The sequence below is a fragment of the Xenorhabdus eapokensis genome (assembly GCF_001908105.1).
The window spans coordinates 1-10,335 of record NZ_MKGQ01000053.1 but is presented as its reverse complement, the minus strand read 5'-3'; the positions used below and the strand labels follow the sequence as shown (position 1 = coordinate 10,335).

11 protein-coding genes are annotated in these 10,335 nt (G+C 46.0%); all 11 read right to left on the bottom strand.

Features of this window, described 5'->3' with window-relative positions; translation table 11 throughout:
- Positions 1-162: 162 nt before the first annotated feature.
- Entirely contained in the window at positions 163-840 is a 678-nt protein-coding gene (locus Xedl_RS18215; protein ID WP_074025164.1) for an HAD-IB family hydrolase, read from the bottom strand.
- Positions 841-853: 13 nt separating this feature from the next.
- The gene (locus tag Xedl_RS18210) at positions 854-1,849 is read right to left on the bottom strand and encodes a ketoacyl-ACP synthase III (RefSeq protein ID WP_074025163.1); all 996 of its coding nucleotides are present in this window, start codon (positions 1,847-1,849) and stop codon (positions 854-856) included.
- Positions 1,849-2,088 (bottom strand): phosphopantetheine-binding protein, encoded by a 240-nt coding sequence (locus Xedl_RS18205; protein ID WP_074025162.1) that lies wholly within the window; start codon positions 2,086-2,088, stop codon positions 1,849-1,851. Before Xedl_RS18205 ends, Xedl_RS18210 begins: the two co-directional genes overlap by 1 nt.
- Positions 2,089-2,096: 8 nt before the next feature.
- Positions 2,097-3,446 (bottom strand): ANL family adenylate-forming protein, encoded by a 1,350-nt coding sequence (locus tag Xedl_RS18200; RefSeq protein ID WP_074025161.1) that lies wholly within the window; start codon positions 3,444-3,446, stop codon positions 2,097-2,099.
- Positions 3,446-4,144, bottom strand: coding sequence for an SDR family NAD(P)-dependent oxidoreductase (locus Xedl_RS18195; protein WP_074025160.1), 699 nt, complete (start codon positions 4,142-4,144; stop codon positions 3,446-3,448). Before Xedl_RS18195 ends, Xedl_RS18200 begins: the two co-directional genes overlap by 1 nt.
- Positions 4,137-4,439, bottom strand: a complete 303-nt coding sequence (locus tag Xedl_RS18190; protein ID WP_074025159.1) for a hypothetical protein — start codon at positions 4,437-4,439, stop codon at positions 4,137-4,139. The genes Xedl_RS18195 and Xedl_RS18190 overlap by 8 nt, the downstream gene beginning before the upstream one ends.
- Positions 4,429-5,931, bottom strand: coding sequence for an FAD-dependent oxidoreductase (locus Xedl_RS18185; RefSeq protein ID WP_074025158.1), 1,503 nt, complete (start codon positions 5,929-5,931; stop codon positions 4,429-4,431). The genes Xedl_RS18190 and Xedl_RS18185 overlap by 11 nt, the downstream gene beginning before the upstream one ends.
- Positions 5,932-5,946: 15 nt before the next feature.
- Positions 5,947-7,185 (bottom strand): MFS transporter, encoded by a 1,239-nt coding sequence (locus Xedl_RS18180; RefSeq protein WP_074025157.1) that lies wholly within the window; start codon positions 7,183-7,185, stop codon positions 5,947-5,949.
- A gap of 25 nt (positions 7,186-7,210) precedes the next feature.
- Positions 7,211-7,924, bottom strand: coding sequence for an AfsA-related hotdog domain-containing protein (locus tag Xedl_RS18175; protein ID WP_074025156.1), 714 nt, complete (start codon positions 7,922-7,924; stop codon positions 7,211-7,213).
- A 921-nt stretch (positions 7,925-8,845) separates the two neighbouring features.
- On the bottom strand, positions 8,846-9,604 hold the full coding sequence (locus tag Xedl_RS18170) for a TIGR03747 family integrating conjugative element membrane protein (RefSeq protein ID WP_074025155.1): 759 nt from the start codon (positions 9,602-9,604) through the stop codon (positions 8,846-8,848).
- 9 nt (positions 9,605-9,613) lie between these two features.
- Positions 9,614-10,335, bottom strand: a 722-nt coding sequence (locus Xedl_RS18165) for a TraM recognition domain-containing protein (protein WP_244149745.1), incomplete at its 5' end; no start/stop codon positions are given.

Sequence of the window (10,335 nt, the reverse complement as noted above, 5' to 3'; positions counted from 1 at the left end):
GACACCGGTGGTGAATACGCCATCAAAATATCAGCATTAACAAGAAAGAAAGACTGACTGACGCGCCGCAGTGCGGCTTGTCTGCTGACGCTGGAATACAAAACAAAAACCCGTTTTGCCTTCCAACGTCCAGCACCCACTCACAAGGGTAAAATCCTGAGCTCAGGATGCTTGCTGGCTGTCGAGCCACTCCAGTTCAGGCCAGCGAATTCTGAGGGCGGAGTAGAGATCGTAGTTATCGACAATCACTTTTTCATCCGCCATTTCCAGCATGGGCACATCGCTCTGATGGTCGCCGTAAGCAAAGGAGCCACGCAAAGAAAACCGATGCTGCACGATATAATCTGCAATGCGCCGAGCCTTGCCCTCACCGATGGTCGGGCAGCCTTGCAGTTCCCCCGTATACACGCCCTGCGCACTAACCAGTTCGGTACAAAGGACGGCATCGGCTTTGAGATAGCGCGACAACGGATCCAGGCATGCGTGATATGAACCTGACACCAACACAATCTGGGCATTACGTTGCTGATGGCGGGCAATTTCGTCACATACCCGAGTTTTCAGCAATTTTATGCCGATAGAATTAAACCAAGATTCACAAGTGGTGGCCAAACTGGCTACGTCAATATTGGCAAAATGTCGGTAGTAAAGCTGATTTAAACTTGCCCGATCGCTGAAACCTGCCGCCTGAGCATCGGACAGAGTGTCCATTACATAAGCAAAACGTTCCTCACCCACCGAAACACCGAGTACTGTGTTCAAATGATGCCTGAACGTAGCTAACAAGGTTTTACTGTTAATTAGCGTTTCATCCACGTCTAAAAATACACAGTACGACATGGCAACGTCTCCTTCAGCTGGTGCAGGTTAAGGGAGGGAACACGCGGACATTCTTCAGACTGAGGCCTATTGTCCCCCAGGATAAGCCGACACCAAACCCCGACATAATAGCCTTTCCCGGCTGCTGCTCACTATTACTACTGAAATGCTGGCAGAGAGTCAGAGGGATGGATGCCGGGCCGGTGTTACCGTAATTTTCCACCGCAATCGGCACCTTTTCAGCAGCGACCCGCAGTTTTTTAGTGAGGTACTGCAGCATAAAGCGGTTGGGCTGGTGTAGAAAGAAATGATCCACCTGCTGTTTATCCCATCCCTTCATTTCGAGCGCCTTATTCACGGTGTTGTGTACCACTTTAAGCGCAAATTCCATCACAGCCACCCCGTCCATCTGCAGATAACCGTGGCGTAAATCCTCTCCCTGTGGGACGATGAGCTTGTCATAACCACTGCCGTCGGTATGAATATCAAAGGCCCAGTCATCATCACCGGCAGCGATGATGGTCGCACTACCGGCATCTCCCAGCACCATACGAAGCTTATGGTCGTCGTCAGCGATATGTCGGGTCATTGTGTCACCCACACAGAGCAGAACCTTGCGGCAGCTATGCGAACTTATCAACAGCGCGGCCTGATACAGGCCGTAAATATAGCCGGAACAACCATAGTTAATGTCAAAAGCAATCACATCCCGGCACAGCCCCAGTCTCTGTTGTAACACGCAAGAAGTGGCGGGCATCAGATAATCCGGCGTTTGCGAAACAAAAATCACACCGTCGATCTCGTCGGGATCGGTCTGTTCATTAAAAATTTTGTGCACTGCATGTACGCACAGGTCTGAAGCCCGTAACGGGGTTTGCGCAATACCCAACTGGTTGATGCCGGTGCTGAGCGCAATCCTCTCCACTTCCTTTTCACCAAATTGTTGAGCCAGTTGCTCCAGCGTCAGCTTTGTTGACGGAACAGAGGCGGCAACCGCCTCTATTTTTAAACCATGAAGTGTAACGTTCATTACATATCCACAATATTTTGATTAAATACCAGGTTAAATATTTCGCCCACTCGCTGACAACGGCCAAGATCTTCTCCGTTAACCAATACCGAATAGTGCTGATTGATCGCACCGATTACCGAAACAATCGCCAGAGAATCCCAGCGCCCCTCCGGGTCAAGGACATAGTCATCATTCAGTAAGGTGATATCCACTTCCAGTAGTTCAGACAGGTCGGCAAGCAGTAGTATCTTATTCATTTTTTACCTCAGGCTATTGGTTGACGTTTCTTTTTAAATCGCAGGCCATAATCAACTTCATTAACAAAAGTAATTTTTTGCGGAACTTTAAATAAGGGAAGATGTTTCTTACACCATAAAATTACTTCGCGGCGCAATTGAATAAAATCGGTATCGACACTGGCTTTTATTCTTGCGACGACTATGTTCCCCAATATGGCGTTTTTCTCCGCACTCACCACCACATCTTCTACCCTGGTGAGTTGAAGAATAATGTTCTCCACTTCGCCGGGGTAAACTTTTTCACCGCCGACGTTAATCACCTCTGTATCTCTGCCAACGATGCGAAAACTATTGTCGCGCACCTCCACCACATCACCAGTTATTAACCACCCATCAGATGTAAAGGGTGATGGTGCGTTCATATAACCCAGCATTGAGGTTTTTGATAATACTTCCAGCTTGTTCTCTCTCACTCTGACCTGGACACCATCGTCAACGATACGAATGAACGTTGACTGGTTATCATCGCTGCGAGTTTTAATTACACCGGCCTCAGAAAGTCCATAAGCCTGAATCATTCTGGTTGTCGGTAATTTTTCCGCCAGATAACTCAGTATTGAAGCCGGCATCACTTCGCTGCCATAATTAATCTGTTTTAGTACTTGTAGCGAACGATTTTCAAAGCAATTTTTTAAGATCATCAGGTTAAGGAAAGACGGTGAGGTAATCAGTACATCAACCTGATAACGCGAGATAGCTTCACTGATGCTCTCTGGCGTTCGCAGTTCAGGAACGACCAGGCAGTTACCGCTAGCAAACGCACTCAATATGGTATTGATACCGCCAATGTGGTCAAACAGCAGAAACGAAAGCACCGTCCTCGGCTGCAAAGAGGGCTTTACAACGCTAATCAACTGCTCAAGGTTATGCACAATGGCTTTGCTTTGCCCCGAAGTCCCGGAAGACATGATAATCAGGCCCGCCTGACCGGAAAGGCGCAAGTTATCAATTAACGCATGCTCACTCTTCATCCCCGTGGACCCAATATTTTTGAACCCGTCTTCGTCAATCCACAACTGGAATTCACTACTGCAAATTTCACTGTTTCTGGCGATGGCCTCTTCACTGAGGCGAGTCATAGGCTGAACAATCGCTTTCAGCCTGATCAATGCAAGCAGTGAAGCCAGTGAGTCCGGATGGTAATCAGCGATAAGGGAAACCATTGTGCCGGCAACCACACCAACCGTGCTAAAGGTCCAGATCAATTCATCACATCGCGACAATAACCATTTATAGCTGTATGACTTCTGCTGATACCAGCAGGCAATCCGGTCACCGTTGTTGTAAAGGTGCTTAAATAACAGGGCGCTGTCCATCAGATCCCCCCCAGGTAAAGGTTCTGACCCGTAATAAAGTCGCTCTCTTTCTGCAGGAAGAAATCAGTAACATTCGATACATCCCGCAGTACGCCTTTACGGATGATGGCCTGACGGGCAATCAGACGATCCATTTTATCCTGAGGCACAGAGCGGATGAGATCGGTATCAATCGGCGTAGGACCCACGGCATTAACGGTGATATTAAACTCCGCCAACTCGCGTGCCAGCACCTCCGTAAGGGAATAAACCGCCGATTTAGAGGCAGCATAAATAGCTTCACCTTCAAGCTTCAGCGGTGTCGCTACAGTAGTAAAGTTAACAATGCGACCGTACCTGTTTTTCGCCATTATTTTCGCGGCTTCTCTGCAAAACAGGAATGTGCCCACCACATTGGTATTAAATATGTTGTTTACGGTGGATAACGGGGTCAGCATCAGATGATTCATTGAGGCAATGCCGGCGTTATTAATTAAATTATCCAAAAAGCCAAACTCTTGTCGGATATATTTAAATAATGCTTTTACTGCTTGCTCATCTATCACGTCGGCCAGAAAATGATGATAATCGGCTAACTGCCAGTCTACATCAGAACGACTGCATCCCACGACAATATGTCCCTGAGCCACATAGTGCTCTGCCAGATACTTGCCAATTCCTTTGCGGGTTCCGGTAATTAAGGTAACAGGTTTACGCACTATGTGGCTCTCCAATTAAATCAGCAACGTAATCGGTCAGTCGACCTACCGATGAAAATGGACTGTTTTTAGCCGACATGGATTTTTCATTTGCCAGCGTTAGTGAAACATCAAAATCATCTTCCAGTTTACTTTCCAAATCAGCAATCAGCATTACCAGAGAAATTGAATCAAGATGAGAGTCATGCCGATAAATAAAGCACTCATTGCCATTTTCAATCGGTAGTGGTTCGGGCAAGGTGGCATTGAGTTCTGTAACCGACTGAATAATGACATGGCGTATTTTATCTTTCATGGATATTCCTTATGTTATTTGTTTCAATATAGTGAGCAACGACTTCCAAAGTTCCCAAGCTTTCGTGAATAGCGACAAAACCGTCAGGGCGTACCAGAAGATATTCTCCGGGTTGAAATTCGATTTTTTTATCAGAGCCGTTAACTTCGACAAAATATACTGACAGATGACAATCAATCAGAACGGTCATCAGCGACTGCTTATCATTTTCGCTACCCACAATAAGATGATAATTTTCACCATCCACGATGTCGTAGCTGCTAACGCGGTTTCCCTGCTGGATCAGTGTGAGATCTGGCAGATATTTTCCCGCCAGATTCCTTCCTTCATAAATCAACGATGACCCGCTGTAGCGTTGTGCCAGTCCTGAAAACAATTGTGGATGCAGCGTTCTCGCACGCTGTCTGTTGCTGAAACGGGGCAACCAGCAGCAAATTTTTTCGCTGTCACGGTCGATACGAGCAATAAGGCGGGTGCTAGTATCGGTGCTGTCACGCAGCATCGCCGCCACGCTGCGCCGCTCCTCACCGTAAGTATCAAGCAGATCATCAGGCTGTCTCTGGCGAATTACCGCGGTCAACTTCCACGCAAGATTCCAGGCATCCTGGAAACCAGTATTCATCCCCAGCCCTCCGATGGGACTGAAGAGGTGACAAGAGTCTCCGGCAAGAAAAATATTGCCCACCCGATACTGACTGGCCAGTCGATTGTAAAACTGAGATTTCGATTCCCAGACCACACGCTCAATGACAACGGGTTGCGGGATGTAACGTGACAGCACTGACTGATATTCAGCCAACGATGGCAGCGACTTATCCTCGCGGGGACATCGAAGTACAAAGCGATGGTTACCGTCCGCCAGTGGGATAACAATAATAAAGCCCTGCTCGTCGACAAAATAATGCACTTCATCACGTTTGCCCTGCCAGCTGACCTGAGCATCAAACAGGTAAAAATCAATACCGTAGTCGAAACCACTGAAGGTGATACCGGCAAAGTCGCGCACTATGCTATGGCTACCGTCACAACCCACCAGATAGTCACAGGTCAGCGTCATCCCATCGGGGAAGCTAGCATTAATACCATCAGAGCCAACATCAATCGCGCTTAACGTAACAGAACGTCTGATTTCGCCACCCAGTTCAATAAAATACTCTTCCAGCAACCGCTCAGTTTCTGGCTGTGGAATGGCAAGAATGTGCTGATAACAACTGTTCAACTGGCGATAGTCGACGTGTGAAATTCGCTGCTGATTCCAGTAAATTGAAATATCACTGATCTCTTTTCCTGACCGTTCAAAACGCTCCGCTACGCCAAGAGAACGTAATAAAGCCAGTGAGGCGGCGTTCATTGATAATGCTTTCGAGTGCGTTGAGCGAGAAGAGCTTTTTTCGACCACCACCACATCAATTCCACTTTTCTTCAGACTGCACGCCAGCAGCAGTCCGACAGGACCCGCACCCACAATTAATACCTGATAATGGCTTTTCATTGTGGCTCCTTATACCTAGCGAATCGCTTCACGATTAATGACTCCCAGGCGCACCATAAAAAGTAGCCAGCTAATTAACAGTAATAATCCGCCGCCCACCACCGTTACCCGGATATTAGTGGTATCAAGGAAACCACCCAATAACATGACCATCAGCGTGGCCAGTGCCTGAATGGAACTGATAGAACCCATGATTTCGCCCTGCTCATTCTCCGGCGCAAGATTTGAAATGCTGCTTATCAGACCGGTCAATGCAAATCCCATGGAGGTTACGAAAATGGTAATTAATATATGCAGGTAAATAACATTGTTAACCATTGAAATTGCCATTACGGCAAGTGATGACACCACAAGTGAATATCGCACCATATTTTCAGGTTTAGCGACTTTGGCAACGTGTCTTACCACTAGATACTGGAATAATGCATAGGTTGCTCCCATTGACGCGAGGAAAGAACCAATCTGAAACGAACTGAAACTGTAAATATCCAGCAGATAAGCGGGCAGGAAAGACTCAAACAGCCACCAGCCAGCAACAAAAACCGTCCAGATAGCAAATGCCATTCTCAATTCAGCATGGCTATAGGCTTTCGCGATTTGCACCAGACCGGAAAAGACATTTATTTTTTCCGGGGTATGCTTTTCCAGGGTATCGGGGTACGCAACCAAAGTGTAAATAAATAACAGAGTAAAGATGGCAGCCATAATAACAAACGGCGTCATATATCCGCTCAATTGCCCCAGAGAGAAATTGGTTAGCCAGCCTCCGGTCGGCGGCCCTATTACCCAGGCTAGGCCCAGTGCGGTCTGAATCATGGTGAGATTTTTAGTTTTATTGCCCGGCGCGCTGATATCCGCCATGCTTGCCTGTGCAATCGCCACGTTACCCGCCATCATCCCAGCCAGCAAACGGCTAAACAGCAGTAACCCCGCCGACACTTCAACAACCGCACAGGCACTGGCAGCAAAGGCTACGGCAGTACCCGCCACAGTAATTAGCATCATTTTTCTGCGGCCATAAATGTCCGACATTTTGCCCAGTATGGAGGCACCAAAAAACTGACCAAGAGGATAGATTGCAAGGAAAATTCCTAACATAATCACCTTTTTTTGATGATCCCAGCCATCCGGGAATAGTGAAGCGGCATCGGAAATCATCATATGTGGAAATATCGCCACCACCATTCCCAAACCGATAAAATCAAGTAGCGCAACCAATACCAGATACCAAATAAGTCCCGGTTTTTCTCTCATTTTTGTACTCCTCAAATTTACTAATTCAATGCAGATGACTGAGCAATTTTGCTGCCATCTGTTGTTCAATCAAACTTAGGTATCCTTTGTCAATTGCGCTAAATTTAATGCCAACGCACAGACACACGGTGTTGTTTTGCATTATTGTGATAATACATTCAGCGGTAAAATCCCCTCTTAATCCCCGGCGAAAATGCCTGATAGTCATTTCCATGCTCGATGCAACCGGAAAGAGATATTCTTTAAATTCAGAGTTCATCGCATGTAGAACAAACGATTTTTCACTACCCGTTTTGATAAGAAACCGCTCAGAGACGGAATTAACCATTTGCCGACATGCTTCAAGTAAAACCATGCCCTGGATATGCTGCCCGGTTACGTGGTCGGCCATTTCCGCACAGCCGTCATCAATCAACAAATGACATTGATATGAAACCACCCCGGTTTTAATAGTTTCGGAAATAAGAACATTTTCCACTTTGTGTTTATGTGTATTCCGGGTTGTTTCCCGCAGCAGATGAATTTTATTAAGTAGCAACGTTTTATCAGTATCGCCATGACGTAACAAATTTTTAAATTCCTCAATATTTTCTTTAGAAAGCCCCTGACCAAAGATAACCTGATAATCATCTTCACATTGGGCAGCGGAGAGAAATTTCAACACCTGAGAAAACGTAAGTACATTATTATTTTCACTGAATTCAGTAAAACGATCCCCCACAACGACTATATAAGCCATTATCTTTCCTTTAATCTCATCACAGGTTAATTAATATGTAGCACTGATTATCCGAATTTAATTGACGTTCGCTCACAATCATATTCTGGATGCAATTAATAATGAACCAGCGGGAGCATTCGCGCAGAAATTTACGATTTCATTTTATTGGGTTAGCAATACCATCTTTTCATTATCAAGACTCGCATAGTGATAAAGTCATCGAGAATGATGAGTTCTGAGTGGTGATTATCATAACCTCTGTTCTTGCAAACGAATTACGATGCATATAGACTGAGATTAGGAATTAAAATCATAAACTGTAAATTCTTGTCAGAATACTCCTATTAGTCTTATAACCCTAATTACCAGACTCTTTTACCTCTGAGGGTAATTTCATAAAAAACCCCATGAGAAAATATTAAACATACGATTTATTGACGTTATATTTTATCTAAAGGATATTATTTCTCTTTCATTACATAATGAAATATATCATACCCAATAATAATTAAACCGCCGGTATACGGCATTCATAAAATACATGTTATCAAATTTTTTTAGCCATTAACGAATGGCTAAAATTTTACCATAAATTAAATAATTTTAAATTAATTCATTTAACATTATAAGGAAAATAAAATTCATAAAAATAATTAACTAAATAACTTACGAGCACTAATTTAAGTTCAACCAGCATTCATGAAAACCATTCAGAACGAGAGAATAATAAATATATTTTTATTATTATTGGATACTACTCTGAAGGAGCAACACCAGTGCTAACGCATGAATGTTTAATAAGCCGAATGTACAGGCTCAGTCATGACCTCAACCAGAGACATTTCTCTTACCCATACACGGGAGTCCATGTACGGGTATATAGCTGCAATCGCCCTGCTGTCATCAAAGTACAATGTTTGGCAAACGGGAGGGAGGCATTCATATATACTTTTTAAACATCGCAGTCGTGATCATCACCGTCATACCCAGCAAGAGTGCCGCAGGCAGCAATATCACCGTGGGATACACCACATCCGGCCAGGATAAATACAGCACACAGGGAATGGTGCAGGCCGGTTTAATGCCCCGTTTGGCATGGTGATAAACAAAACTGGATTCATAGCCTGCGCCATAACGGCGTAAATCCCGCCGTCCCAGCCCGTCAACCAGAGCGACTAAGATCACCATCACAAACAAAGGGATGGATAACACCAGAATCGCTAACCGGATTAACGTCACCATGGTGATAAACACCGTCGCCAGACAATATTCCCGCAAATGCTCCGATATGCCATGCAATACCGCATTGAATTCACGCAGAAAATCATTGCGGCTATTGAGCTGATACTGCCGTTGTCCCTGTATCCAGTGCATAAAACCACTGTCGACAAAAATCCATTGATATGCCTGCGTCAGCCAGTCAGAGACCGTTTGTGCGGGATTTGACAACAACAGGCTCTGGGTCAATTCCGTGGATAAAAATTGCAGCTCGGTTTTCATCACCGTCTGGCTATGAGAGGCACCTTGTTCTGGCCAGAAAAAAGTCATACCGAGATATTCCAGCAACAGACTGAATAGCCAGGACATCACAATAAACCCAATGAGTTGCCACGGCCATGCCCATAACACACGATACAGCAGGCCATGCTGGCGGGGCGGTTGGGAAGATGGACGGGATTGGTTTTCTGACTGTGCCATGACCTGAAATTACCCTTTCTCTTCCCACCAAGCTTCACGGGTACGGTAATGCCGTCGCATCTGTTCGGCGATGTTCTGCAAGCTCGCCGGCATCAGGGCATCGTCGTCATCGCCGGTTGGCAGTGGCATGCGAATTTTCCACAGTTGCCCGCCTTCCAGTAAGGCGAACGCCTGCCCTTTCGGCAGGTTAATCATTTCGGCAGGGGTGACCAGCGGCGTTTTGACCGTACCTACCCGATCCTGCGTCGACGAGGTAAAATCCTGACCCTGTTCAACATCGGCAATATCAGAGTGCCCTGAAACCAGCGTCTTGCTGTAGATTTCCACTTCGGGCAACTGGCTGGTGAGCAGCTCTGCCGTCCGGTTATCCCGCACCCGCAGCATAATCAGGGTATTGAAGTTACCAATCACCTGTGCGGTTTTAGCCGGGCTGCCGATACGGGCTTCGATATCGGAGGAAGTCTGGGTATAGGCTGTCACCTGCATGCCCGCACCGCCGCCTTTATTAATCAGCGGAATAAATTCATCGCCCATCAGCTCATTAAATTCATCACAATGCAGGTTAATCGCCAGTTTGCCGTCATGGCGAACCGGCAATCCTGCATTCATACCATATTTGTAGATTTGCCCCGCCACACTGAACTGCTCAGCAACCAGACCAATAAACCGAAACGATGCAATTTCATCAATGCCCTCCCTGCTGCGTTTGTTTAACCGAAGCCGGTAGCCGA

Coding starts and splice junctions, on each gene's coding strand:
- Xedl_RS18215 (WP_074025164.1), bottom strand. CDS start 840: ATGTCGTACTGTGTATTTTTAGACGTGGATGAAACGCTAATTAACAGT.
- Xedl_RS18210 (WP_074025163.1), bottom strand. CDS start 1,849: ATGAACGTTACACTTCATGGTTTAAAAATAGAGGCGGTTGCCGCCTCT.
- Xedl_RS18205 (WP_074025162.1), bottom strand. CDS start 2,088: ATGAATAAGATACTACTGCTTGCCGACCTGTCTGAACTACTGGAAGTG.
- Xedl_RS18200 (WP_074025161.1), bottom strand. CDS start 3,446: ATGGACAGCGCCCTGTTATTTAAGCACCTTTACAACAACGGTGACCGG.
- Xedl_RS18190 (WP_074025159.1), bottom strand. CDS start 4,439: ATGAAAGATAAAATACGCCATGTCATTATTCAGTCGGTTACAGAACTC.
- Xedl_RS18185 (WP_074025158.1), bottom strand. CDS start 5,931: ATGAAAAGCCATTATCAGGTATTAATTGTGGGTGCGGGTCCTGTCGGA.
- Xedl_RS18180 (WP_074025157.1), bottom strand. CDS start 7,185: ATGAGAGAAAAACCGGGACTTATTTGGTATCTGGTATTGGTTGCGCTA.
- Xedl_RS18175 (WP_074025156.1), bottom strand. CDS start 7,924: ATGGCTTATATAGTCGTTGTGGGGGATCGTTTTACTGAATTCAGTGAA.
- Xedl_RS18170 (WP_074025155.1), bottom strand. CDS start 9,604: ATGGCACAGTCAGAAAACCAATCCCGTCCATCTTCCCAACCGCCCCGC.